The sequence below is a fragment of the Corynebacterium sp. HMSC05D08 genome, assembly GCF_001807215.1.
GTDB classification, from domain to species: Bacteria; Actinomycetota; Actinomycetes; order Mycobacteriales; family Mycobacteriaceae; genus Corynebacterium; species Corynebacterium striatum.
Genome location: NZ_KV788319.1, coordinates 70,444 through 94,673 on the forward strand (window position 1 = coordinate 70,444; position 24,230 = coordinate 94,673).

Consider the following 24,230-nt stretch of genomic DNA (forward strand, 5'->3'; position numbering starts at 1 on the left):
TTTAGCCTTCCGCCTCCAAGCGCTCAGCTCGCTCTTGGGCCTGCAGGGCGGTGATGAGATCCTGCATGTCACCGTTGAGCACGGCATCCAGGTTGTTGGCCTTGTAGCCAATGCGGTGATCGGTAATGCGGTTCTCCGGCCAGTTGTAGGTGCGGATGCGCTCCGAGCGGTCCAGGGTACGGACCTGGGAGGCACGCTGCTCGCCGGCCTCAGCCTCGCGAGCTTCGCGCTCAATCTGATCCAGGCGGGCCTGCAGCACCTGCAGTGCACGGGCCTTGTTCTGAATCTGGGAACGCTCCTTCTGACAGGTCACCACCAAGCCGGTGGGAAGGTGCGTGATACGCACTGCGGAGTCGGTGGTGTTAACGCCCTGGCCGCCCTTACCGGAGGAACGGTAGACGTCGACGCGCAGGTCCTTCTCGTCGATGTTGACGGACTCGACCTCGTCCGGCTCTGGATACACCAGCACGCCAGCGGCGGAGGTTTGGATGCGCCCCTGGGACTCGGTGACCGGGACTCGCTGCACGCGGTGCACGCCACCCTCGAACTTGAATACGGACCAAGCGCCGTCGCGGGACGGGGTCTTGGACTTGAAGGAGATGGACATGTCCTTCACGCCGCCGAGGTCGGACTCGTTGAGTCCCAAGACTTCCCACTGGAAGCCAGCCTTGTCGGCGAAGCGCTCGTACATACGGGCCAAGTCGCCTGCGAAAAGGGCTGCCTCTTCGCCACCGGCACCGGCCTTGATCTCCATGATGATGTCCTCGGAGTCGTGCTCATCGCGCGGCGCGAGCAGGTCGGCGAGCTTTTCTTCGAGCTCGACTACCAGCGGCTCAAGGCGATCGACCTCGTCCTGGAAGTCATGGTCCTCGTATGCCATTTCCTTGGCGTCCTCGAGGTCCTGACGTGCCTGGACCAGGTCGTTGTTGACGGCAACGATAGGACGCAGCTCCGCGTAGCGCTTGGAAAGCTTGCGGAAGAGCTTCTGATCGCCGGCGACCTCTGGGTCGCCCATCTGCATTTCGATGCCCTGGTACTCGGAGACGATGTCGTCAACGAGTGAAACTTGGCTTGCCATTAGATGTAATCCTCAGCTTCCTTGTCAGCAACCATCGGTGCAGAGCTTGCCACCTGCATGAGGAACTCGCCGTTGGAGCGGGTCTTCTTGAGCTGCTTGATGAGCAAGTCGATCGCGGCGAAGGAGTCTAGGCCGGACAGGATGCGGCGCAGCTTGGTCATGATGCGTGCCTCTTCCGGAACGAGCAGCAGCTCGTCCTTACGGGTGCCAGACGGGTTAACGTCGACAGCCGGGAAGATGCGGCGCTCGGAGATAGCGCGGTCGAGCTTGAGCTCGGCGTTACCGGTGCCCTTAAACTCCTCGAAGATGACGGTGTCACCGGTGGAGCCGGTCTCGACCATTGCGGTAGCGATGATAGTCAGGGAGCCGCCGTCTTCGATGTTGCGGGCAGCACCGAGGAAACGCTTCGGCGGGTAAAGGGCGTTGGAGTCCACACCGCCGGAGAGGATGCGGCCGGAAGCCGGCGAGGAGTTGTTGTATGCACGGCCCAGGCGGGTGATGGAGTCGAGCAGGACGACGACGTCCTTGCCCTGCTCCACGAGACGCTTTGCGCGCTCGATGGCGAGCTCGGCCACGGAGGTGTGCTCTGATGGCGGGCGGTCGAAGGTGGAGGCAATGACCTCGCCCTTGACGCTGCGCTGCATGTCGGTGACCTCTTCTGGGCGCTCGTCGACGAGGACGACCATGAGGTAGCACTCTGGGTTATTTGCGGAGATCGCGTTGGCGATGTTCTGCAGGATGGTGGTCTTACCGGCCTTAGGCGGGGAGACGATGAGCGCGCGCTGGCCCTTACCGATCGGCATGATGAGGTCGATGACGCGGGTGGTCAGGATCTTCGGATCGGTCTCCAGACGCAGGCGCTGGTTCGGGTACAGCGGGGTCAGCTTGGAGAAGTGCGGGCGGTTCTGCGCGGTCGAAGGATCCGCACCGTTAACCGTGTCAACCTGCACCAACTGGTTGTACTTACGGCGGTTGCGGCCATTGCCGTGGGTGTGCGTTGGGCCCGAGACCTTGACCTTACCGGTCAGGGCGTCGCCAGAGCGCAGGCCCAGGCGGCGAACGAGGTTGTTGTTCACGAAGACGTCGGAGCTTGCCGCGCGGTAACCGGTGGTGCGCAGGAAGGCTACGTTGTTGTCTACGACCTCGAGGATGCCGCCGACTGCCTGCACCTCATCACCCTCACGGATCTGCAGGTCATTGCCGCCGCCGTTATTGTCGTTGCCGCCACGGTTGCGGCGGTTACGACGGTTGCGGCGGTTACGACGTCCGCCGTTGTTGTCATCGTCATCATCGGTGTTGCGACGATTGTTGCGACCACCACGGTCATTGCGGTCATTGCGCTCGTTGCGATCGCCACGGTCGCCACGGTCGCCGCGGTCGTTGTTCTCGCGCTTGTCTTCGTTGCCCTGCTGCTCGCTGGAGGAATCTTGGGAACCCTCGTTCGCAGCGCCATTGCCAGCATCGTTGTCAGACTTGGTGTTCTCGGCGTTCTCGCGCTCTTGGCGGCGAGCACGGTTACGGCGGGCACGACGGGCCTGGGAACGGGACTCATAGCGCTGCTCGTCGCCCTTCTGCTCGCCTTTCTGCTCGCCCTTGTTCTCGTTCTGAGCCTCGGCGGCAGCGGCGTTTGCGGCGTTTGCGAAGTTCGCGGAATTGTCGTTGTCCGCGTGGTCGTTCGCTGCGTGGTCGTGTGCAGCACCAGCCTTGCGGGTAGCCTTACGAACCCGGCGCGGGTTTGCGCCAGCGTTCTTCGATTCAGCTGCATCGGCTGCAGATTCCTGCTTCGCCGCGGCGTCGCCAGGCGCAGCGTCCGCTACGGGCTTTGCGGCCTTGGCAGCTTTGGCGGCCTTGGCTGGAACCTGGCCAGTGGTCAGTGCAGTGATGAGGTCCCCCTTGCGCAAACCAGAGACGCCTCGAAGGCCGCGCTCTGCAGCAAGCTTGCGCAGTTCCGGCAGCTTCAGGGATGCGTAATCCTGTGCTGCGGCTTTGTCCGTATTGCTCACGGATATCCTTTCGTCGCTTCACCAGCATTGATTTGCGTAGCCTGAAATGTGGCCTACGCGCTGGAAGCCAATCTGTATTTTTATGGTGCATGCCGCCACGAGCGAAGCAAGTTCCGAAGTAACGAATTATTCGGGTTAACTGCGCGGGCGGTGAAATATCTAGGCCTCTCCCCTGGGAAAAGGAATGCCACGGAGGAGAATTAGTAGAAGGCGACTGCGAGCGAGAAAGTAACACGAGGTTGCATCCTCGGAATACTCGGTTGCGCGGCGACTCGGAAACACTTGTCAAGCCAATCCGCACCAGTCGCTGTCAACTATAACGCATTGTACGCGCAAGCTGGAAGTGACACCGCTAAAGTAGACAGCATGCTTTCCACCATGCAGGACATCCCGCTCTCCCTTACACGCATCCTGGAATACGGGTCCACCGTTCATGGGCAGACACAGGTGACCACGTGGCATAGCAACTCGGAACCGGAAAAGACCAGCTTCTCCGCCATCGGCGCACGAGCCGCAGCTTTCGCGCACGTGCTGCACGACGAACTTGGAGTTACCGGGGATCAGCGTGTCGCATCCTTCATGTGGAATTGTGCGGAACATCTCGAGGTGATGTTTGGCGTAGCCTGCAAGGGCGCTGTTTTCACTCCCTTGAACAAGCAGCTGATGAATGACCAAATCCGGCACATCATTAACCATGCTGAGGTGGAGGTCATCGTCGCTGACCCACGTCTGGCAGATCAGCTCGCCAAGGTTCTAGCCGGAGCAGAATCCGTGCGCGCCGTGCTGTTTATCGGGGCCAGCAATCCGCAGTCGCACGCAGGAAAGTTTGGACGGGGCGTCGAGGTGTACTCCTACGAGGCGCTGCTTGACGGACGTTCCACCGAATACAACTGGCCGGAGCTGGAAGAGCATACGGCGGCAGCCTTGTGTTACTCCACCGGCACCACCGGCGCACCGAAGTCCGTGCTCTACTCCCACCGCGCGCTCTACCTTGAGAGCATGCAGCTGCGCGCATCCGACTCACTGTGCGTGACCCACGGCGAGACCTTCCTGTGCTGCATCCCTATCTATCACGTGTTGAGCTGGGGTGTTCCGTTTGCGGCTTTCATGACGGGTACGCCGTTGGTGCTTCCCGACGCCGATGTTTCCGCACCGACGCTCGCCAGCATCATCGCGGCAACGTCGCCGCGCGTGGCGCATGGCGTGCCAACGATTTGGATTCAGCTCTTCGTTCACTACCTCAAGAACCCGCCAAGCCGCATGACGCTTACGGAAATCTTCGCAGGCGGCTCGCCGGTGCCGCCGCAACTGATCAAGATGTGGGAGGAGCGATACGGCGTTGATGTTGTCCACGTCTGGGGCATGGCCGAGACCACCACGGTGGGCACGGTTGCCCGTCCACCCCAGGGTGCCGATGGCGATACCCGCTGGGCCTACCGCGTCTCCCAAGGCCGTTTTCCTGCCTCGCTGCAATACCGCGTGGTCAACGACGGCGTGGTCGTGCCCAGTTCCGACCGCAACGCCGGCGAGATTCAGGTGCGCGGCAACCTGGTCACGGGCTCTTATTACCACTCACCCACCTCCGAGCCGGGCGGCTCAGCAGAAGAGTTCCGCGGCAAGCAGGTCGAGGATGCCGAATCCAAATTCACCGCGGATGGCTGGCTGCGCACTGGCGACGTCGGCTCCGTCACCGAAGATGGCTTCCTTACTGTGGAGGACCGCGCCCGCGACGTCATCCGCTCTGGTGGTGAGTGGATCTATTCCGTGCAGCTGGAGAACCTCATCATGGCCAACCCTGTCGTGGTGGAAGCCGCGGTCATCGGTTATCCGGATAAACAGTGGGTGGAACGCCCTCTCGCGGTAACGGTGTTGGCACCAGGGTTTTCTCCAACAATCGAAACCGCCGAGCGCATCCGTGAAGGCATGCGCAAGGAGCTTCCTTCCTGGATGCTTCCGGAGTACTGGACCTTCGTAAAGAACATCGACAAAACCTCGGTGGGCAAGTTCGATAAGAAGGACCTGCGCTCACACTTGGCCGAAGGCGAATACAACATCATTCGACTGAAAGGCCCTGGCGAGTCACAGCGCCTAGATGACTTGCCGCAGCATTTTCCGCCCCGTGATTAGCTCCCGGATTAAACTCGAATATTTCCGGGTTAATATGGATAAGACCACTCTGCCTATAGACTAGGACGACAATGACTTATCCGCTTCTAGACAAATACGGCCGCAGGGCCCGCGACCTGCGCGTTTCGCTTACTGATCGCTGCAATCTCCGCTGCACGTATTGCATGCCGGCTGAAGGTCTCGAGTGGTTTCCCACCACAGAAACCTTGAGCGATGAGGAAACGATCCGCCTAATCCGCATCGGCGTCGAAAAACTAGGTATCCGCCAGGTACGGTTCACCGGCGGCGAACCGCTCCTGCGCAAGTCTTTGGAGAAGATTGTCGCTGCCACTAAGCAATTGCGCACCGACGAAGGTAAATCACCGTCTACCGCACTGACCACGAACGGCTTGGGCCTCGACCGGCGTATCGATGGACTGGTGGAAGCAGGCCTCGACCGCGTGAACATCTCGCTCGATACCACCGACCGCGAGCTTTATGCCCGGCTAACCCGGCGCGACCGCATCCAGGATGTCTTCACAGCCATCGAAGCCGCTACCCGCGCCGGGCTGCACCCGGTCAAGGTCAATGCAGTGGTCATGCCGGGCGTGAACGAGGACTCCATCGTTCCGCTGGCCGAGTACTGCATCGAGGCGGGCGCGCAGCTGCGCTTCATCGAGCAGATGCCGTTGGGGCCACGTGATAAGTGGCGCCGCGAGAACATGGTGACGGCAGAAGATATCTTGGAGCGTCTGCGCGCTTCCTTTGAACTTGAACCAGCCAGTGAACCGCGCGGCTCCGCACCCGCGGCATTGTGGAACGCCTCCCGCGGCGGCGAACATGTGGGCAAGATCGGTGTCATCGCCTCAGTCACCCACTCCTTCTGCGGTTCCTGCGATCGCACACGTTTGACCACGGATGGTGCAGTGCGCAACTGCTTGTTTGGAAACTCTGAAACCTCGCTGCGTGACCTCATACGCGCGGGCGCCAGCGATGAAGAGCTCATGGAGGCATGGGCCGCCGAAATGTGGGCGAAGCTGCCCGGCCACGGCGTGAATGACGAGGGTTTCTTGCAGCCGGATCGCTTGATGGCAGCAATCGGTGGCTAAAGGCTAAGGATATAGTTTGAAAAGTATGCGCTCCCCACAAGAACACTTCGATGCGATAATGTCTCACGCCCGGCCGGTGCCGGTAGAGGTATTTCCGGAAGTCCAGCCGGTCAACGAGAAACTTTTGGGCCGCGTTATTGCAGAACACGTCACTGCGCGCCTAGCGGTGCCGCCGTTTAGCAACTCTGCGATGGATGGCTTTTTGGTACACGTAAAGGATCTGCTTGAGCTGCCTGCGCGTTTGCCCGTCGCAGGCGACGTTCCGGCGGGCCAGGCCCCCAAGGAGGTGCCAGCGGGCAAGGCGGTGCGCATCATGACCGGCGCGCCGGTTCCGGAGGACAACGATGACCTAGTTGTAGTCCCGGTGGAGTTGACCGATATTCCAGCCGGCCCACACGAGCTGCCGAGTGAGGTCACCATCAACGAGACATCCAGGCGCACGCACATCCGCCCGAAGGGAGAAAACGTTCGGGAGGGCGCGACCATCGCCAAGCCGGGCACCGTGGTCGATGCCGGCCTTATTGCCGCGCTGATTTCGGCTGGCATCACGCACGTTCGCGTCTACCGCCCCATTCTCGTAGGCGTGGTCTCCTCCGGCGACGAACTGGTCGAGGGCTCAAGCCTCGAGCCGGGCCAGCTACCCGATTCGAATGGGCCGATGATCGAGTCGCTGATTCGCTCCACTATCCCGCACGCGGTGGTAACGCACAAGCGCTCTTCCGACGCCCCGGAGCAGCTGCGCGAGACGATTGAGCAGCTGTTTCATTCCCACGAAGTAGTAATCACGACGGGCGGTGTTTCCGCCGGCGCCTTCGACGTTACGCAGACCGCGCTCCAGGCCGCAGAGGACTGTGAGGCTTGGTTTGGCGGGGTCAAGCAAAAGCCGGGCACGCCGCAAGGTTTTTCCCTCTATGGAGGTTTGCCGGTTATCTCCCTGCCGGGCAATCCCGTAGCGGCGTTTGTTTCCTATCACCTGTATGTTTCGCCTTTCCTCGAGGCCTTGAGCGGGCGCCCTGCCCGCACGAAGGTCTGCAGCGGGCGCACCATCGTCGCGCGCGCCGGGGAGGAGTTCCCCATGGCACACAAGCACGGCACGGCATTTGTGCCCACGCGCTTGGAGTTCGGCGAATTCGTCGTGGCGTACCCTTTTGCCAGCGGGTTGAGCAGCCACTTCGTGGCCTCGCTCCATGGCACGTGCGGCCTGGTTGAGGTGACCTCCGAAATTCAGGCTGGCGATGAGGTCCGCGTGGTTATCTATTAATTCTCGATTAGGCCTTAATTAGACTAGAACCCATGAAACTTACCCATCTCAATTCCTCCGGCTCCGCCTACATGGTGGATGTGACAGAAAAGCAGCCCACCGTCCGCTCCGCTACCGCGCAAGGCGAGGTTGCATGTTCTCGTGAGGTTCTTTCAGCGCTTCACGACGGCACGGTTCCCAAGGGCGACGTGCTAGCGGTCGCGCGCATCGCCGGCATCTCGGCGGCCAAGAAGGTTCCGGAACTGCTTCCTCTCGCCCACACCATCGGCGTGCATGGTTGCTCGGTCGATCTAGAAATCCGAGACGACCACGTCTTCATCGAGGCAACGGTGCGAACCGCCGATCGCACCGGTGTGGAGATGGAGGCGCTTACCGCGGTCAACGTCGCGGCGCTGTCCATCATCGATATGGTCAAAGGCGTCGACCGCTCCGCTTTTATCCGCCGCTGTGGGATCACCGCAAAATCCGGTGGCCGTTCCGGCGACTGGAGCCGCGAGCTTCCTAAAACCTAGGCAATGCTGAACTACAAACCGCACGAGCTAGGAGTCATCATCCTGGCAGGCGGCCGCGGCACCAGGATGGGCGGGCGCGATAAGGGGTCGGTGCGTGTGCGGGGCGAAAGGCTTGTCGACGTCGTGCGCAGACAGCTTCCTTATGGCGCGCCGGTCTGCGTGGTTTCCCCGTTTCCTCTGGGCCTGCCGCAGGTATGCGAAAATCCGCTTTTTGGTGGGCCTGCAGCTGGCATCGCGGCAGGCCTGAAGAACCTGGAAGCACGTAGTTTAGCGCCACTTCGCTATATCGCAGTGTTATCTGTGGATGCGCCGGATTCGCCCCAAATGCTGCCAAAGTTGTTGAAAAAACTCGCCGCCTGCGGAGCGCAAAGCTCGATTCCCTCGGTAGCGGCAGCTTTAAGCGGCGATTTTATTCAGCCGCTGTGCGCACTGTGGCACTACGACGGCCTGCGCCAAGCGGTAGATTCCTTCGACTGCCTGCACAACAAGTCAGCCCGCAGGCTGTTGCACGCAGTCCCCCGCCTCATCGCGGTGCCGGGTACAGGCGCGGAAATGGACTACGATACTTTGGCTGAACTCGCCGAGTGGGAGCGCCGCCGAGCTTAATAAGTAACCGCGCTTATCAGTTACCCTTCGCGTCCCGAAAAATATCCCCGAGCAAAGGGAGAACGACACCCAAGGTGTCAGCAACTGCGCCGCGGGAGGACGCGGAATTGATAATCAGCGAGCCACAGCCGCGGTCAGTCATGCCAATGACCCCGCGGGAAAGGCCAGCCTTGTGCGAACCCTCTAGGCCTTTGATCAGCACCTGGGTTTCCAGCCCGTGCAGGCGGGCAGCAATGAACTCTTCGGTTACTTCAGGTGTGTAGTTGGTGGGACCGATGCCAGTTCCTCCGATGACCACAATGACGTCGACGCCGGCCCGTACTTGCTCGCGCAGTGCTTCGGCCACGCGGGCGTAGCCTTCCGCAACGACATCGTGGCTCGCCACTTTGAGCCCCTGAGCCAACAAAAGCTCCTTGGCCAAGGCGCCTGCAGAATCAGGCTTTGCGCCGCTCAAAACGCGGTCAGCGGTGACGATTATGGCAGCGGTGGCAGGTTTCATGTGGGCGTCCTTTACCTCGGTTTAATGGTGTGACATTTTTAACAGAAACGAGTCATAAGCAGCAGTTTCCTACCCCTTGACGGGTTAACCAGCGAAAGGTCGGTATATGAAATATTTCCGCAACACTAATGCTCCCTAATTAAACTCGAAGAATTCCGTAGAAAATTCCTCTTTTTAGGATAATTGAAACTACATTAGAAAGAGAAAGTTTCTACGAGAATACCGAGGAATAATGACTGCACTTGATACGTCGGGCAAGACCATCCAAGGATGGAACCCCGAAGAAAAAGACCACTGGGATTCCAAGGTTGCGTGGCGAACCTTGTGGGTTTCCACCTTCGTGCTGATCATCGGTTTTGCAACGTGGTATCTCGTTTCCGCAATTGCACCGATGCTCAACCAGATCGGCTTCGATCTCAGCAAGAGTCAGCTGTACTGGCTGACCTCCATTGCAGGCCTCGCATGCGGCTTATTCCGCCTGCTGTTTATGTTCCTGCCACCTATCATCGGCACCCGCAAGCTGGTGTTCGTGTCCTCCCTGCTGTTCATCATCCCGATGCTCGGCTGGTTCTTCGCCGTGCAGGACACCTCCACCCCGTACTGGTGGCTTTTAACCTTGGCTTTCCTGTCCGGTATCGGCGGCGGCGTCTTTTCTGGCTTTATGCCTTCCACCGGCTATTTCTTCCCTAAGCGCATGTCCGGCACCGCCCTCGGCCTGCAGGCAGGCTTGGGCAACTTCGGTATTTCCTTCATTCAACTGGTTGCGCCGTGGCTGATGGGCTTTACCCTCCTGGGAATCGGCTTCGTGGCACCACAGCGCACAGATGATGGCGCAATCTTCGTGCACAACCCAGCAATCTTCTTGGTTCCATGGGCACTAGTTGGTGCTGTTCTCGCATGGATGCTGCTCAAGGACGTTCCAGTCAAGGCAAACTTCCGCCAGCAGATCGATATTTTCGGCAACAAGAACACGTGGATCTTGACCGTTGTCTACTTGATGACCTTCGGCGCTTTCTCTGGCTTCGCGGCTCAAATGGCGCTTCTTATCAACCAGACCTTCGGCGCCGATTCTCAGTTTGCTGGCCAGTTCGATGACCTGCCGCGCGGGGCTGCCTATGCCTTCCTCGGCCCGCTGATCGGCGCGCTGGTCCGCGCGCTGTGGGGCCCGCTGTGCGATAAGTTCGGCGGCGCTATCTGGACCTTCGTCGGTTGTGTAGGCATGACGGTGTTTACTGCCCTTTCTGCACTCTTCTTAAACCCCTCCGACCCGAGCGAGTTCAAGGGCTTTTTGACCTGCATGCTCATCATGTTCTTCTTCACCGGTCTGGGCAATGCCGGCACCTTCAAGCAGATGCCAATGATTTTGCCGAAGCGTCAGGCAGGCGGCGTCATCGGTTGGACTGGTGCCATCGGCGCCTTCGGCCCGTTCGTCGTAGGCGTGCTGCTTTCCATGATGCCGGCCGCCACGTTCTTCTGGGGTTGCGTTGTGTATTTCGCAATCACCTCTGTCCTCGTGTGGATCTACTACGCCCGTCCACGCGCGCCTTTCCCCGGCTAAACCACGCCTTCCTAAAGGAGTAACCCACCCCCATGACTGAAAATAAATCCGGCCCCAGCTCCCTTTTCAAGCTCGGCGCCTATCTGCGCAAAGGCGAAGCCAGCGACTCTGGCCAACAGCTGTTTTTGAAGGGCGGCAGGCAGGCAGATGTCTTCTACCGTAACCGTTGGGCCTTCGACAAAATGGTTCGCTCTACACACGGCGTCAACTGCACGGGTTCTTGCTCGTGGAAAGTCTACGTCAAAGATGGCGTCATCACCTGGGAATCCCAGGCCGTGGACTACCCGACCACCGGCAATGACATGCCGGAATACGAGCCGCGCGGATGCCCTCGTGGTGCTTCTTTCTCCTGGTACACCTACTCGCCTACCCGCGTGCGTTATCCCTATGCGCGCGGCGTTCTGGTGGACATGTTCCGTGAGGAAAAAGCTAAAAACGGCGGCGACTCTGTCCTCGCATGGCGTGCCATCCAGGAAGATCCTGAAAAGCGCAAGGCTTACATCTCCCAGCGTGGCAAGGGCGGCCTGATTCGTATCAGCTACGAAGAGGCAATCGACATCGCTGCTGCGGCGCACGTTTACACCATTCGCAAGTACGGTCCGGACCGCATCTTCGGCTTTACAGTTATTCCTGCCATGTCGCAGGTCTCTTATGGCGCCGGCACCCGCTTCCTGCAGAGCATCGGCGGCGTCGCTCTGTCCTTCTATGACTGGTACGCCGACCTGCCGCCGGCATCCCCCCAGACCTTCGGTGATCAGACTGACGTGCCGGAATCCGGTGACTGGTACAACTCCTCCTATCTCATGATGTGGGGCTCCAACATCCCTGTTACCCGTACCCCGGATGCACACTTCATGGTGGAGTCACGCTACAAAGGCACCAAGGTCGTCGTGGTTTCGCCGGACTTCGCTGACAACACGAAGTTCGCCGACGAGTGGGCCCGCATCGAGCCGGGTTCTGATGCCGCTTTGGCTTTTGCCATGGGGCATGTCATTTTGAAGAAGTTCCACGTTGAGCGCCAAGAACCGTACTTCTTGAACTACATGCGCAAGTACACGGACTCGCCTTTCTTGGTCACCTTGGACGAGCGCGAGGACGGAACCTATACCCCAGGCAAGTTCCTCACGGCTTCCCAGGTCTCCGATGCGGAGCTGAATTCCTCGCCAAACGCCACCCACCGTGGCCTGGTCATGGAAGAAGACGGCAAGGTAGTCGATCCGGGCGGCACCGTCGCTGACCGCTGGGACAACAACTCGGCGAAGTGGAACCTCTCCCTCGACAACGCCGATCCTGTCATGTCCATCGCAGAGACCGATTCCTTCGAGACCGCCGAGGTACTCTTCCCGCGCTTCGACTTAGATGCGGATCCAGCCGACATCGGCACCGACAAGCCAGTTGGCACGGGCATTGTGCACCGCGGTGTGCCGGTTCGTCGCGTCGACGGCAAGCTCGTGACCACGGTCTTCGACGTCATGCTCGCGCACTACGGCGTCAATCGCGAAGAGCTTAACTTGCCAGGTTCCTGGCCGAAGGACTTCTACGATGCCTCCGAAGTGGGCACGCCAGCCTGGCAGGAGGGCCTCACCGGCGTGCCTGCCGATACCGCCATCCGCATCGGCCGTGAGTTCGCGCAGAACGCCGCAGATTCCAAGGGGCGCTCCCAGATCATCATGGGTGCCGGCGTCAACCACTACTTCCACGCAGATACCATCTACCGCACCTTCTTGGCGCTGACCTCGATGTGCGGTACCCAGGGTGTCAACGGTGGCGGCTGGGCTCACTACGTGGGCCAGGAGAAGCTGCGTCCTATCAACGGCTGGACCCAGTGGGCCATGGCCACCGACTGGCAGCGTCCTCCGCGCCACATGATTTCGACAGGCTTCTATTACTTCGCCACCGAGCAATACCGCTACGACAACTCCCGCGCCTCCCATCTGGGTTCGCCCCTGGCCAGCCACGGTGTCATCGGTGACAAGATGGTCTCCGACACCATGGCTGAGGCTATGCGTCGCGGCTGGATGCCGGCTTACCCGCAGTTCAACCGCAACAACCTATTGCTTGCGGCAGAGGCAAAGGAAAAAGGCGTCGACATCAATGACTACGTTGTAAGCCAGCTCAAAGATGGCGACCTCGAGTTCTCCTACGACAACCCTTCGGCAGAAGAAAACTGGCCGCGCATTCTTTTGAACTGGCGTACCAACCTGCTGGGTTCTTCTGCAAAGGGCACCGAGTTCTTCCTGCGTCACTTGCTCGGAATCGACTCCGATGCCACGGCCGAAGAGCTCGCTGCCGAGGATCGTCCACGCACCATCAAGTGGGTTGATGAGGCTCCTGAGGGCAAGCTCGACCTCATGATGACCACGGACTTCCGCAATACGTCGACGACCTTGGTCTCTGACATCGTGCTGCCAGCAGCTACCTGGTATGAAAAGCACGATATGTCCTCGACGGATATGCACCCATACCTGCACTCCTTCAACGCGGCCATCAACCCGCCGTGGGAGGCCCGCACCGACTTCGAGGTCTTCCGCGACCTCGCAGCTTCGCTTTCTGCCAAGTCCGCAAAGTGGCTCGGCGTGCAAACTGACATCATCACGCAACCGAGCCACCACGACTCCCCCGATGAGTTGAGCATGCCAAACGGCATTGTGCCCGACGTCGAAAAGCTCGGCTTGGTGCCAGGGGTTACCATGCCGAAGCTGCATGTGGTGGAGCGTGACTACACCAAGATCTATGAGAAGTGGACTCACTTGGGCCCGCTGCCGGCCAAGGCCGGGACTGTGGTGCATGGCACCAAGTTCAACGTGGAAAAGCAGGTCAAGGAGCTTGAGCTCATCTGTGGAACCTCGAAGACCTCAATGGGTGAGCTCATTGACCTGAGCAAAGACACAAAGGTCATCGACGCCATCTTGCACCTGTCCGGTGTATCCAACGGCGAGCTGGCAAAGCAAGGCTTCGAGTATCTGTCTTCGCGCACCGGCCGTGACATGACACCGCTTGCGGCCTCCGATGAGGACGTGCGCATCAGCTGGGATTCCATCAAGGAGCGCCCGACCGAGGTCCTCACCTCGCCGGAATGGACGGCTGACAAGCGCAATAAGCGCCGCTACACGGCGTTTAGCATCAACGTCGAGTTCGACAAGCCATGGCACACGCTGACCGGCCGCATGCACTACTACATCGACCACGATTGGTTCATGGACTACGGCGAGGCGCTGCCTATCTTCCGCCCGCCGCTTGATCATCTGCATATGCACGGCGAATTCGCGCCGGGCCAGACCTTGCAGAATGAGCGCGGCGAAGTCGAGGTCACCCTGCGTTATCTCACCACCCACAACAAGTGGTCGATTCACTCGCAATACTTCGACAACCTGCACGTGCTGTCTATTTCCCGCGGTGGCCAGGTGGTCTGGATGTCGGACAAGGACGCCGCAAAGATCGGTGTGAAGGACAACGAGTGGGTTGAGGTCTACAACCGCAACGGCATCGTTTCCGCCCGCGCCATCGTGTCCCACCGCATCCCGGAGGGCACAATGATCTGCAACCACGCCCAGGAACGCACCGTAGGTACCCCAATCAACGAGTTCACCGGCCGCCGCGGCGGCACGCACAACTCGCTGACCCGTATCTCTATCAAGCCGGTCCACATTGCCGGCGGCTACGGCCAGCTGACCTATCACTTCAATTACATCGGCCCAACCGGCAACAACCGCGACGAAGTCACCCGCGTGCGCCGTCGCTCCCAGGAGGTTTCTTACTAATGAAAGTCATGGCCCAAATCTCCATGATCATGAACCTGGACAAGTGCATCGGCTGCCACACCTGTTCAGTCACGTGTAAGCAGGCATGGACCAACCGCGAAGGCACCGAGTACATCTGGTTCAATAACGTTGAAACTCGTCCCGGCGTGGGCTACCCCCGCACCTGGGAGGACCAGGAAAAGTGGAAGGGCGGCTGGGAGCTTACCGGCTCTGGCAAGCTCAAACCCAAGGCCGGTGGACGCTTGAAGAAGCTGGCTACCCTGTTCCATAACCCGAACCTGCCGACCATCCAGGACTACTACGAGCCGTGGAGCTACCAGTACGAGGATCTGATGGGTGCCAAGGCTGGTCAAAAGACCCAGCCCACCGCAAAGCCGGTCTCTCAAATCGATGGCCGCGAAATAAACAAGATTGAGTGGTCTTCCAACTGGGATGACAACCTGGGTGGTTCTGTTGAGACCATGGACCAGGACCCTACCCTGCACCAGATGAATCTGCAGGTAAAGAAGGAGATCGAGGACTCCTTCATGTTCTACCTGCCACGCATCTGCGAGCATTGCATGAACCCCACCTGCGTGTCTTCGTGCCCTTCCGGCGCGATGTACAAGCGCGCTGAAGACGGCATCGTGCTCGTGGATCAGGACCAGTGCCGCGGCTGGCGCATGTGTGTCTCGGGCTGCCCTTATAAGAAGGTTTACTTCAATCACAAGACCGGCAAGGCCGAGAAATGTACGCTCTGCTACCCGCGCCTTGAGGTAGGCCAGCCCACGGTTTGCTCTGAAACCTGCGTGGGCCGCCTGCGCTACTTGGGCGTCATCTTCTACGATGCCGATCGCGTGGCCGAGGCTGCCTCGACGCCGAATGATCAGGACCTCTTTGAAGCGCAGAAGTCCATCATGCTGGACCCGCACGACCCTGCTGTCGTAGCTGCCGCACAGAAAGAAGGCATCCCGCACTCCTGGATCAATGCCGCGCAGAACTCGCCAATCTACGACCTCATCTTCAAGTACAACGTCGCGCTTCCGCTGCACCCTGAGTACCGCACGCTGCCGATGGTCTGGTACATCCCGCCGCTTTCGCCCATCGTGGACCAGGTAAGCGCCACTGGCAATGACGGCGAGGACCACAAGATCCTCTTCTCCGCGCTGTCTAACATGCGTATTCCGCTGGAATACCTCGCAGGTCTTTTCACCGCAGGCGATACCGTGCCAGTGGAAAAGTCGCTGCGCCGCCTCGTCGCTATGCGTTCCTACATGCGCGATATCAACTTGGGCAACGAGCCACAGGAGGAAATTGCACAGGCCGTCGGCATGACCGGAGAGGACATGGTGGCTATGTACCGCCTGCTTTCCATCGCCAAGTACGACGACCGCTACGTCATCCCGACTGCCTCCCCGGAGACCCCGCGTGGCATCGCTTCGCTGGATCCTTTCGGCGACGTCGACCCGGCACGCGCTTCCGAGGACGTCTTCCACGACTTGGGCATGGGCGCGCCAGAGGCCTGCACGCACGGCGCGGCAGCAGGTTCCGGCACGGTTTCCCTGCTGTCGTGGACTGGTGACCGCCCCGATTCGATGTTCCCAAACCGCGACTAGGGGGTAAGTCTGAAAGATGAATATCTTTGAAAAACTTGCCGCCCGTGCGGCTCAACCTCCGCAAGATGACGCCGTGGCAGGATTCGGCACCGTCAGCGGTGTGCCTGCCGGCATCGGCTCTTTAGGCGGAGCTGCCGATGTCAAGCGCACGGCACGCACGCACACCGGCCAGGTCCCCACTGACTTCGTGACACCGGTGGCGGTCGATGAGACCCAGCGGCGTATCGTCGCCATGGCGGCCAGCGTCTTGCTGCGCTACCCGGAGGAGGATTTTCTCTCCCATTTGGACGTGGTCCAGGACCAGCTCGACCAGCTACCAATGGCGCTGGCAACGGATTTCATGGGCTTTATCGACGCCGCCCGTACCGCGGGGCTGCGCGCACTGCAGGAGCACTACGTTGAGACCTTCGATCAGCGTCGCCGCTGCTCGCTGTTTTTGTCCTACTACGCCGTCGGCGATACCCGGCAGCGCGGAATGGCCATCTTGTCTTTCTCCCAACAGCTTGAGTCATTTGGTTTCCAGCTGGCAGAAAATGAATTGCCGGACCACCTCTGCGTGGTTCTGGAAGCGCTAGGACTCGCCGAGGGCAAAGACCATGCGCGCGCCGTTGAGATGCTGGCGAGCTATCGCGAGGGCATAGAGGTGCTGCGTGCTGCACTTTCACAACAGGATTCGCCTTATGTGCGCCTAATCGTCGCCGTGTGCAAGGCGCTGCCGGAGGTAGATGCCGAAACCGCTCAGAAATACGTCGATCTCATTCGTACCGGCCCTCCAGCTGAGATGGTGGGCATTGCTGATCTTCCTTTCCCCACTGCTCAACCTGATCTCGTTTAAGGAGCACTCATGGATTATTTCAACAGCTTTTTATGGGGTGCCTTCCCGTGGCTGGCCATCGCCGCGTTTTTCGTCGGCATCTTCTGGCGCTGGCGCACCGACCAATTCGGTTGGACCACGCACTCTTCCCAGATCTATGAATCGAAGCTGCTGCGCCTTTCCTCCCCGCTGTTCCACTGGGGCATGGTCTTCGTGGTCATCGGCCATCTGATGGGCCTAGCTTTCCCAAAGTCGTGGACGCGTGCGGTAGGCATCAGTGACCACGCTTATCACCTGTTAGCGACGATCCCTGGCTCTATCGCGGCGGTCGCCGTGATTCTTGGCTTCCTGGGTCTGCTCTACCGCCGCATCGTTAATCGCTCAGTGTTCCTGTCCACCTCGAGCTCGGACAAGGTCATGTACTTCTTCCTGGCGCTAGCGCTGCTGTCTGGCACCATCGCGACGTTTAGCACCCAGGTCTTCGGCGGACCACAAGGCTATGACTACCGCGAGACCATCTCGCCGTGGCTGCGCCAGCTGCTGATCTTCAACATCCACCCGGAGTGGATGGCTGATGTTCCCTGGCAGTTCAAGGTCCACGTCTTGTGTGGTTTTACCATCATCGCCGTCTGGCCTTTTACTCGCCTGGTTCACGCTTTCTCAGCGCCGGTTGGCTACGTCACCCGTCCGTACGTGGTCTACCGTTCCCGCGACCAGCGCACTACGGATATGCGCTCGCACACTGCGTGGGAGCCGGTGCGTTCCCACCGCGCGCAGCTCGACGCCAACGAGACTCCTGCCCACGGTGCCTAAGCACTAGATCGATTAAAGGAGCGAGGAAGATTTCTTCCTCGCTCCTTTTGTCTAAGCGCTACTGCGTGACCACAATCTTTCCGTGCTGGCCCTTTTCGGCCGCGGTCATGATGTGATTGACAAAACTGTAGGTACCCGGCTCGTTAAACGTCATCTCCACGAAGCCGCCCTGCGCGGGAAGCAGATCCAGCGCCTGCGAACCCGAATCGCGACGGTCCTTAATGAGGTAGTCGCCCTCCTTATACGCGGTGTCGAACTGCTCGCCCACCACGTGGAAGGACAACGGCTGGTCTGGGCCCACGTTGAGCAGCCAGATGCGAACCTTATCGCCCACCTTGGCATGCAGCGGCTCAAGGTCGTACTGATTCGGATAGTAATTAAACGCCATCAGGTCGTACTCGCCGTTTGAGACGCGGTCGGCGTCGGCACCGTTCTCGTCGCCTAGGAAGATGTCAGAGGCAATCATTGCGTACTCCGCATCGGCGTCGCCAAGCTCTGGCGGATCGATGACCACCGCACCAGCCATACCGTTGGCAATGTGCAGGCTCATCGGCGCCGTGGAGCAGTGATACATCCAGATGCCCGCGCGGTTAGCGGTGAACTCGTAGGTTAGCGACTGGCCTGGGTCGATGGACTTCATGTTCTCATCCGGATTGACCTCACCGGCGTGGAAGTCGATGGAGTGGCCCATCGTTCCCTCATTCTTGATGGTGATCTTGAACTTGTCGCCTACCTTGCCGCGCAGGGTTGGCCCTGGGGCTTGGCCGTTGAATAGCCACCGCGTTTGTTTTACCCCGGGTGCGACCTCGACCTCTTCCTCGGTCATGGTCCAGGTCTCCTCGTGGGTGGTTCCTTCGGCCTTGGCCAAGCGGGCATCGAAAGCCTTGAAGTCGTCGCGCTTCTTGGTGCGCTCCGCTGCACTCGGTACGTCGGGGTGGCTCGCAGAGTGATGGTGCTCGTGCTGAGCATCGCCTGCTGTGCCTGCAGAGCCTGCGGTGCTGGCAGCTCCCGCGGCGTCGTCAGTCGTGTTTATCTGGAGCACCATACCCTGTGCTTTGTGCCCGGCGATGGTGCAATAGCCCTGGGTGGATTCATTGATGATGCCTGCGTCGAGCTCAACGGTCTTGCCTGGCTCCACACGGCCGGTCTCGTTGTCACCAATCTTTAGGTCGTGGACCTGGTCGCCGACGTTGGTGAAGTTGACCACCAGGTGGGCGCCCTGTGGCACGTCGATGGAGGCCGGGACGAAGGCCATGCCGGAGACTGAGACGTCGACAACGGTCGCTTCCACGCCCGCGCTTTCCGACGCCCTTTGCGCCTTGCCCGTGCTATTAAACACCGCGAGCGCGATAATCGCGGCAAGGGCAATGCCGATGAGCAACCAGGAAGCCCAATTGTTTTGAGCCGGCGGCTTCGGAGATTGATTCGAAGAAACGCTGAGCATTTAGTTCTCCAGTCTTTTCTGCTTGTAAACGGCCACTACGATGGCCAAGACGTTGGTGATGAGGCCAAGCCCCATCATGATAAGCCCGGCAACATCCGCGCCGAGTAAGCACAACACTGCGCCCAAGTTGATAAGCACCAAACGTGCATAACCGCCGCGGTCAGCGACTTTTCGCCCTAGTGTGACTTTCGCCGGACCGCCGCCCAACAGGGTGGGCAGGAGGTGATGGAGCACGCCGGTGACCAATTGCAACAGGCCAGCGCCGACGAAGGCGGGCATGAGCAACAACGTCACCGCGCGGGGGTAGACGCCGATTACGGCGCACACCGCGTCCGCAGCGCATAAGCTGAGCATCCACAACAGTCCGGCGACGACCGAGACCGTCGCCGTGGTCTGCTGCGGGTTTCCCGCCACCACCGTGGCCAGGATGGGCTGAATGATGTAAATTGCGGCGAGCACGACGAGCAACTGGGCCATGCCCGCTGCCCGAGTAAGCCCCACTGCGTAAAGCCCCACCGCGAGGGCGAGGCCTACGCAGTGCACTATAAGTGCCCGGGAACAGCGGGCGCGCGCTGCCGGGGCGATCTTGGTGCTCGACAGCGTGGGCAGCAGCGTGACCACTGTTCCGAGGATGGTCAGCCAGGCAAAGCCCCACACCATTCCGCGGGAGTGCGCGGCGACCAGCAGTGAGTAGTTGCCCACGCCGTTAGCCGCGAAAATGACCATCACGACTGAGGCCATCAAGAACACAGCGGCAGCAATGTAGAAAGGTACTGTCACGGCAAAAGAACCCGCGAGCGAACCTTTGAGCGCGCGGTAGATGTCCCACGCGTGCCAGAAGAAGGTGACGATGATGAGAAGCGAGGCGGCGTCGGAAAGCGGGCCCCAATCATAGCCCGCACGATCGACGAGCAGGAGGACCAAGCCCACCTGAATTAGCGCCACGCGCCAGGCCACCGACTTGTAGCCACGGGCCTGCATGCGGGTCAGTGCCTCAGTAAAGTGCGTGGAATACACGATGATCGCCGTGGTCATCGCGCCAATCGTGAACGGGTGAATGAGATCCCACCACACCACGTTGACACCGAGATTTCCTGCCACGTTGATGGCAACGCCCACCAACACCCAGAAGCCAATGACGCTCGCTGCGATCGTGTGCCAGCGTCCGCGGGCGGCTAAAGATACGTCAGCGATGTGCACGTCGTGCCTCCCGGATGGTCAAAACAAAGCCACTTAAAACGAACAGCAGCACCGCCACCACGTTAGTCATACCGCCTACCTGATACACCCCAGTGTGAGCAACGATATCCGCGCCGACGCGCACCATAAGGCCCGCGTGCAGTAGCACCACAGGCCCGTAGAGAACGGGGTTATAGGGCAGCTTCTTTCGAATGACAGACGTCAAGATGATCGGTGCGTGCGCAAAGATCATGGACATGACAAAGCCCAAGAAAATGGTGTGCACCGAAGCGTCGTAGCTAAAGCCGCTGACCTGCCCCATGCCTAGCCACGCCAGTCCAGCTAACGCCAGCCAGAAGTAACCGGCCAGCATGCAGGCTGCGGAATATCGGGGCAGCCCCTTAGCGCGCACGAGGTTCTTGGCCACGTCCACGCGGACAGTGGTCCAGGAGATGGCGAGCAAAAGCGCACCCATCAGGCGGTAGCCCACTGCGGGTACGAGGATGTAGATAACTCCCGCGGCTGCCAGGGCGAGGACCAATGCAGTGATGAGGTTTTCCGCGCGAGTGCCGGCCATGGTCACGCGGGCGAGCTCCATGCGTTCGCCGATGATGGTGGCAACGACGTAGAGGACACACAGCGGCATGGCCGTAGCAAAGGAGGGCGTCATCGCCCACAGTAAGGAAGCGGCGACTCCCCCAATCACGCCGGCAGCCTGGACGAGGACAGCGAGGGTGGGCTGGCGGCGATGGACCTCCAGATAGATAAAGCCCAGGACGAGGAAGCTCAGTGCAAAGCACACCGCGGGTACGGGTCGCGTTACCCCGGCGAGGAGCGTTAGCACTGCCAGCACGTGGAAGGCCGGGCCCGCCCAGGCCCACGTCTTCTTCACTGCGACGGCACGCTCCAAGCCGATGGCACCTCCCACGAAACCGAACACCATCAGTGGGCCATGGGCGTTGGTTACTGCGCTGGCTGGGGCGACGCCCAGCAGTGAGGCACCGGCGAAAAGGCCGACGAGCAACGCCGCGCCGGCGAATGCCAGAAACACGAAACGATGCGCACTATTTTTCACAACTTTTATCGTACTAATATTGGGTCTAAGGTGAAACTCGAAACGCTTTCGAGCACCTCCAACGAAAGGAATAACATGCAACTGCCCATCTCTGATGCGCACAAAGGCAACGACATCCCTACCCTGAACGCCTCTGAAATTCCGCACGCAGTCCGCCACGGCGCCATCCACGGCGCGCTCGGCACCCTCAACGTTGGCGAATCGATGATCCTCATCGCGCCGCACAACCCAGTGCCACTGCTCAAGGAGATTGAGGCACGCGAGGAGTCCTTCGACCTTGCCTACCTCAAGGAAGAACCACAAGATTTCCACATCAAGTTCACCCGCACCGCCTAGTGCTGGCGTAAGTTAGATAGCCATGAAGAAGATCCTTACCCCGCTCATTGCATCGGCGCTTGCGGCTTCGTCGCTGAGCGCCTGCGCCAGCGACCAAGCGGAACTCAACGTTTTTGCCGCGTCCTCGACGCGTGTGCTCAACGATGCCCTCACGGCCACCACCCCAGTGCTTTTCAACAACGGCGGATCAGCATCCCTCGTCGAGCAGATTCACCAAGGAGCACCGGCAGACCTCCTCATCACGGCCTCAGAAAAGACCATGGACAAAGCCGTGGACAACGGCGATGTGGACAAGCCCCGCGTGCTAGCCACCAACACCATGGTCATGGTGGTCCCACCCGGTAATCCGGCAGGGATTTCCTCGGTCCGAGACTTGCGCGAGGACGACTACTTCGTGCGCTGCGATCCGTCCGTGCCCTGCGGCGACATCGCGGACAAGATCATGGAGGACCTCCACCTCACCATCACTCCCGATTCGCAAGAAGGCCAGGTAGCTGACGTCGTGGGCAAGGTCGCCAGCGGCGAAGCCGACGCCGGCTTTGTCTACTCCACAGACGCCGCGGCCAACCCAGACCTCGAGGTCATCCCCATCGAGGGCGCTGAGAAGTACCGCAACAAGATTATGGGCGCCGTGGTCACGCACTCCGAGCGACGCGACGCTGCCGAGCAATTACTGGATACGCTCTCCGACGACTTTGATGAAACCTGGACGAAGTACGGCTTCCAACCCGCCGACTAAACTGCTCTGCATGGCTTCTCACGAAACCCCCACTCGCGCCCCGTGGCCCTTCGCCATCGTGGGCGCCGTGGCGGTTTTATACGTTGCTATTCCCGTCGTGGCACTAGCAACGCGCGTACCGTGGTCCCGTCTCGGGGCGGTCGTCGGTCAAGACTCCACCCACGACTTGCTGCGCGTGACTTTGAGTTCTGCAGTTTTGGCCACCGTCCTTGCCACGTTCCTGGGCGTCGGGCTCGCCATGTGGCTCCACGGCCTCAAACACATGGGCCAGGCTGTGCGCCTGCTGGTCTACCTTCCGCTGGCCATGCCGCCAGTGGTGGGCGGCCTAGCGCTAAGCGCGGCACTCGGGCGGCGCGGGCTCTTGGCCCCGCTTCTCGACGCCCTCCACTTGAAGTTCGCCTTTGCCTTTGCCGGTGTGGTCACAGCGCATACTTTCGTGGCGCTGCCCTTCGTGGTGGTGGCGGTGGACTCGGCATTACGCCACATTGACCAGGAGGTATCCACCTCAGCGCGCCGGGTGGGAATGTCACGGTGGGCGGTATGGCAGAAGATCACGCTGCCTACCATTGCGCCCTCCATCTTTACCGGCGCCGTTCTGGCCTGCGCGCGCAGCCTGGGCGAGTTTGGCACCACGATTACCTTCGCTGGTTCGGCGCCAGGTATTACGCGCACGATGTCAAGCGGCATCTACTTAGAACGCGAGGTCAGCACGGACAACGCCTATGCTCTCTCCGCCGTGCTCATCGGCCTGGCCGTGCTTTGTTTAGCACTCGCGGGCCTGCCCACGCTGCTGCGCAAGGAACCAGCGCCACGGGCACACGCGCAAGGCCCACTTGATATCGAAAAGCTCCGCGAGCTAAGTAAGCCGCAGCAAAGCCGCGAACTCACACCGTTCCGGCCCCATGCCACGACCGCCGTAGTGGGCGTTAACGGCGCTGGCAAGACAACGCTGCTGCGCCGCATCGCTGACTCCTCTGAAAGCGTCATGCTCACCCAGAAGCCCGCATTGCCGCCGCTGTCCACAGTGACCGAGGCGATCACCATGGTCACCGATGTCGAGGACGTTACCGCGCAGCTCATTTCCGCTGCAGGGTTGGATGAGATCGCCCACGTCAAGGTGCGGGACCTCTCCGGTGGACAAGCAGCACAAGCCGCCTTGGTGCGCGCTTTGGCCGCGCGGCCGGCAGTGCTGCTACTCGACGAACCCCTGGCTGCAGTGGACGCCGCTGCCGCCGCACAATGGCGCCGCCTGCTTGCTGCCGCGGCGCACGACCGCACCACGATCCTCGTCACCCACAATGTTCTCGATCTTCTCAGCCTGGCCGATGACATCGCGGTGGTGGAAAAAGGCGAAATTCTTGCCCACGCCCCTCGCCAGGACGTCGTCAATGCTCCGCCCAACCGCTTCGTGGCGCAGTTACTTGGCCGCAGCGTCATCCGCGGCAACAAGGTTGCAGGCGCGCTGCAGCCCGATCCGCAGGGCGACACAACGCTCATCCTAAGCAACAGCGACGTCGTGCTTTCCCCTTCCGGAAGCATCACTGCCACCGTGCTGGATTTGCGAGCTATCTCCTTGGACCGGGCCGTCGTTACCCTGGACCTGGGCGGGCAATCTGTAGACGCCGAAATCTCGGTCACCGAGGCAACAAAGCTCGTCGTCGGCGGGCAAGTCCACTGCTCTATCCTCACTAATTAGGGGGAAGTCGCTCCACGTAGTGGCATATATCGCACTCGCTAGTTTG

The 24,230-nt window shown here is 60.3% G+C and carries 19 protein-coding genes; 13 read left to right on the top strand and 6 right to left on the bottom strand.

The features are described from left to right. Position 1: 1 nt before the first annotated feature. A complete protein-coding gene (prfA, locus tag HMPREF3148_RS04025; protein ID WP_005532046.1) occupies positions 2-1,078 on the bottom strand; it encodes a peptide chain release factor 1 in 1,077 nt (358 codons plus the stop codon). Further along, complete coding sequence (gene rho, locus HMPREF3148_RS04030; protein WP_005532045.1) at positions 1,078-3,081, bottom strand: transcription termination factor Rho; 2,004 nt, start codon at positions 3,079-3,081, stop codon at positions 1,078-1,080. The genes prfA and rho overlap by 1 nt, the downstream gene beginning before the upstream one ends. A 366-nt stretch (positions 3,082-3,447) precedes the next feature. Between rho and HMPREF3148_RS04035 the strand changes: the two genes are divergently transcribed. From HMPREF3148_RS04035 to HMPREF3148_RS04055, 5 genes are all read left to right on the top strand, one after another. Continuing rightward, positions 3,448-5,208, top strand: coding sequence for a long-chain fatty-acid--CoA ligase (locus HMPREF3148_RS04035; RefSeq protein WP_070508747.1), 1,761 nt, complete (start codon positions 3,448-3,450; stop codon positions 5,206-5,208). A gap of 71 nt (positions 5,209-5,279) precedes the next feature. Continuing rightward, positions 5,280-6,296 carry a GTP 3',8-cyclase MoaA gene (gene moaA / locus HMPREF3148_RS04040; protein WP_049062595.1) on the top strand — a complete coding sequence of 339 codons (1,017 nt, stop codon included), beginning with the start codon at positions 5,280-5,282 and terminating at the stop codon, positions 6,294-6,296. Positions 6,297-6,321: 25 nt separating this feature from the next. Beyond that, positions 6,322-7,557: a molybdopterin molybdotransferase MoeA gene (locus tag HMPREF3148_RS04045; protein WP_049062596.1), complete on the top strand. Its 1,236-nt coding sequence runs from the start codon at positions 6,322-6,324 to the stop codon at positions 7,555-7,557. Between the two features lie 32 nt (positions 7,558-7,589). Then, the gene (gene moaC / locus HMPREF3148_RS04050) at positions 7,590-8,069 is read left to right on the top strand and encodes a cyclic pyranopterin monophosphate synthase MoaC (protein WP_070508749.1); all 480 of its coding nucleotides are present in this window, start codon (positions 7,590-7,592) and stop codon (positions 8,067-8,069) included. A 3-nt stretch (positions 8,070-8,072) separates the two neighbouring features. After that, entirely contained in the window at positions 8,073-8,675 is a 603-nt protein-coding gene (locus HMPREF3148_RS04055) for an NTP transferase domain-containing protein (protein ID WP_005532036.1), read from the top strand. A 16-nt stretch (positions 8,676-8,691) separates the two neighbouring features. On the opposite strand, the gene HMPREF3148_RS04060 is transcribed toward HMPREF3148_RS04055, so the two are convergent. After that, positions 8,692-9,174: a molybdopterin-binding protein gene (locus tag HMPREF3148_RS04060; protein ID WP_049062597.1), complete on the bottom strand. Its 483-nt coding sequence runs from the start codon at positions 9,172-9,174 to the stop codon at positions 8,692-8,694. A gap of 232 nt (positions 9,175-9,406) precedes the next feature. On the opposite strand from HMPREF3148_RS04060, the gene HMPREF3148_RS04065 reads away from it, so the two are divergent. The 5 genes from HMPREF3148_RS04065 to narI are packed head-to-tail and all read left to right on the top strand — an operon-like array spanning position 9,407 to position 17,715. After that, positions 9,407-10,732, top strand: coding sequence for a nitrate/nitrite transporter (locus tag HMPREF3148_RS04065; protein ID WP_005532032.1), 1,326 nt, complete (start codon positions 9,407-9,409; stop codon positions 10,730-10,732). A gap of 32 nt (positions 10,733-10,764) precedes the next feature. Then, complete coding sequence (locus tag HMPREF3148_RS04070) at positions 10,765-14,493, top strand: nitrate reductase subunit alpha (protein WP_005532030.1); 3,729 nt, start codon at positions 10,765-10,767, stop codon at positions 14,491-14,493. Then, positions 14,493-16,088: a nitrate reductase subunit beta gene (narH, locus tag HMPREF3148_RS04075; RefSeq protein WP_049062598.1), complete on the top strand. Its 1,596-nt coding sequence runs from the start codon at positions 14,493-14,495 to the stop codon at positions 16,086-16,088. Before HMPREF3148_RS04070 ends, narH begins: the two co-directional genes overlap by 1 nt. A gap of 16 nt (positions 16,089-16,104) precedes the next feature. After that, complete coding sequence (gene narJ / locus HMPREF3148_RS04080) at positions 16,105-16,923, top strand: nitrate reductase molybdenum cofactor assembly chaperone (RefSeq protein WP_005532027.1); 819 nt, start codon at positions 16,105-16,107, stop codon at positions 16,921-16,923. A 9-nt stretch (positions 16,924-16,932) separates the two neighbouring features. Continuing rightward, the gene (gene narI, locus HMPREF3148_RS04085; RefSeq protein WP_070508752.1) at positions 16,933-17,715 is read left to right on the top strand and encodes a respiratory nitrate reductase subunit gamma; all 783 of its coding nucleotides are present in this window, start codon (positions 16,933-16,935) and stop codon (positions 17,713-17,715) included. A 58-nt stretch (positions 17,716-17,773) separates the two neighbouring features. On the opposite strand, the gene HMPREF3148_RS04090 is transcribed toward narI, so the two are convergent. The 3 genes from HMPREF3148_RS04090 to HMPREF3148_RS04100 are packed head-to-tail and all read right to left on the bottom strand — an operon-like array spanning position 17,774 to position 21,413. Further along, positions 17,774-19,159, bottom strand: coding sequence for a multicopper oxidase domain-containing protein (locus HMPREF3148_RS04090; protein ID WP_049062600.1), 1,386 nt, complete (start codon positions 19,157-19,159; stop codon positions 17,774-17,776). Next, positions 19,160-20,359, bottom strand: coding sequence for a hypothetical protein (locus tag HMPREF3148_RS04095; protein ID WP_049062601.1), 1,200 nt, complete (start codon positions 20,357-20,359; stop codon positions 19,160-19,162). Next, a complete protein-coding gene (locus HMPREF3148_RS04100; RefSeq protein WP_246818801.1) occupies positions 20,346-21,413 on the bottom strand; it encodes a hypothetical protein in 1,068 nt (355 codons plus the stop codon). Before HMPREF3148_RS04100 ends, HMPREF3148_RS04095 begins: the two co-directional genes overlap by 14 nt. Positions 21,414-21,488: 75 nt before the next feature. Between HMPREF3148_RS04100 and HMPREF3148_RS04105 the strand changes: the two genes are divergently transcribed. Genes HMPREF3148_RS04105 through HMPREF3148_RS04115 form a run of 3 tightly spaced genes read left to right on the top strand, consistent with a single transcriptional unit; the run spans position 21,489 to position 24,184 of the window. Continuing rightward, a complete protein-coding gene (locus tag HMPREF3148_RS04105) occupies positions 21,489-21,749 on the top strand; it encodes a DUF2249 domain-containing protein (protein WP_034657596.1) in 261 nt (86 codons plus the stop codon). Between the two features lie 22 nt (positions 21,750-21,771). Continuing rightward, positions 21,772-22,488, top strand: a complete 717-nt coding sequence (modA, locus tag HMPREF3148_RS04110; protein ID WP_005532017.1) for a molybdate ABC transporter substrate-binding protein — start codon at positions 21,772-21,774, stop codon at positions 22,486-22,488. A gap of 10 nt (positions 22,489-22,498) precedes the next feature. Beyond that, the gene (locus tag HMPREF3148_RS04115; protein WP_005532015.1) at positions 22,499-24,184 is read left to right on the top strand and encodes an ATP-binding cassette domain-containing protein; all 1,686 of its coding nucleotides are present in this window, start codon (positions 22,499-22,501) and stop codon (positions 24,182-24,184) included. Positions 24,185-24,230 lie beyond the last annotated feature (46 nt).

Excerpts from the sequence above, each read along its gene's own strand:
- prfA (WP_005532046.1), bottom strand. The coding sequence starts at position 1,078 with ATGGCAAGCCAAGTTTCACTCGTTGACGACATCGTCTCCGAGTACCAG.
- HMPREF3148_RS04035 (WP_070508747.1), top strand. The coding sequence starts at position 3,448 with ATGCTTTCCACCATGCAGGACATCCCGCTCTCCCTTACACGCATCCTG.
- moaA (WP_049062595.1), top strand. The coding sequence starts at position 5,280 with ATGACTTATCCGCTTCTAGACAAATACGGCCGCAGGGCCCGCGACCTG.
- HMPREF3148_RS04045 (WP_049062596.1), top strand. The coding sequence starts at position 6,322 with ATGCGCTCCCCACAAGAACACTTCGATGCGATAATGTCTCACGCCCGG.
- moaC (WP_070508749.1), top strand. The coding sequence starts at position 7,590 with ATGAAACTTACCCATCTCAATTCCTCCGGCTCCGCCTACATGGTGGAT.
- HMPREF3148_RS04055 (WP_005532036.1), top strand. The coding sequence starts at position 8,073 with ATGCTGAACTACAAACCGCACGAGCTAGGAGTCATCATCCTGGCAGGC.
- HMPREF3148_RS04060 (WP_049062597.1), bottom strand. The coding sequence starts at position 9,174 with ATGAAACCTGCCACCGCTGCCATAATCGTCACCGCTGACCGCGTTTTG.
- HMPREF3148_RS04065 (WP_005532032.1), top strand. The coding sequence starts at position 9,407 with ATGACTGCACTTGATACGTCGGGCAAGACCATCCAAGGATGGAACCCC.
- HMPREF3148_RS04070 (WP_005532030.1), top strand. The coding sequence starts at position 10,765 with ATGACTGAAAATAAATCCGGCCCCAGCTCCCTTTTCAAGCTCGGCGCC.
- narH (WP_049062598.1), top strand. The coding sequence starts at position 14,493 with ATGAAAGTCATGGCCCAAATCTCCATGATCATGAACCTGGACAAGTGC.
- narJ (WP_005532027.1), top strand. The coding sequence starts at position 16,105 with ATGAATATCTTTGAAAAACTTGCCGCCCGTGCGGCTCAACCTCCGCAA.
- narI (WP_070508752.1), top strand. The coding sequence starts at position 16,933 with ATGGATTATTTCAACAGCTTTTTATGGGGTGCCTTCCCGTGGCTGGCC.
- HMPREF3148_RS04090 (WP_049062600.1), bottom strand. The coding sequence starts at position 19,159 with ATGCTCAGCGTTTCTTCGAATCAATCTCCGAAGCCGCCGGCTCAAAAC.
- HMPREF3148_RS04105 (WP_034657596.1), top strand. The coding sequence starts at position 21,489 with ATGCAACTGCCCATCTCTGATGCGCACAAAGGCAACGACATCCCTACC.
- modA (WP_005532017.1), top strand. The coding sequence starts at position 21,772 with ATGAAGAAGATCCTTACCCCGCTCATTGCATCGGCGCTTGCGGCTTCG.
- HMPREF3148_RS04115 (WP_005532015.1), top strand. The coding sequence starts at position 22,499 with ATGGCTTCTCACGAAACCCCCACTCGCGCCCCGTGGCCCTTCGCCATC.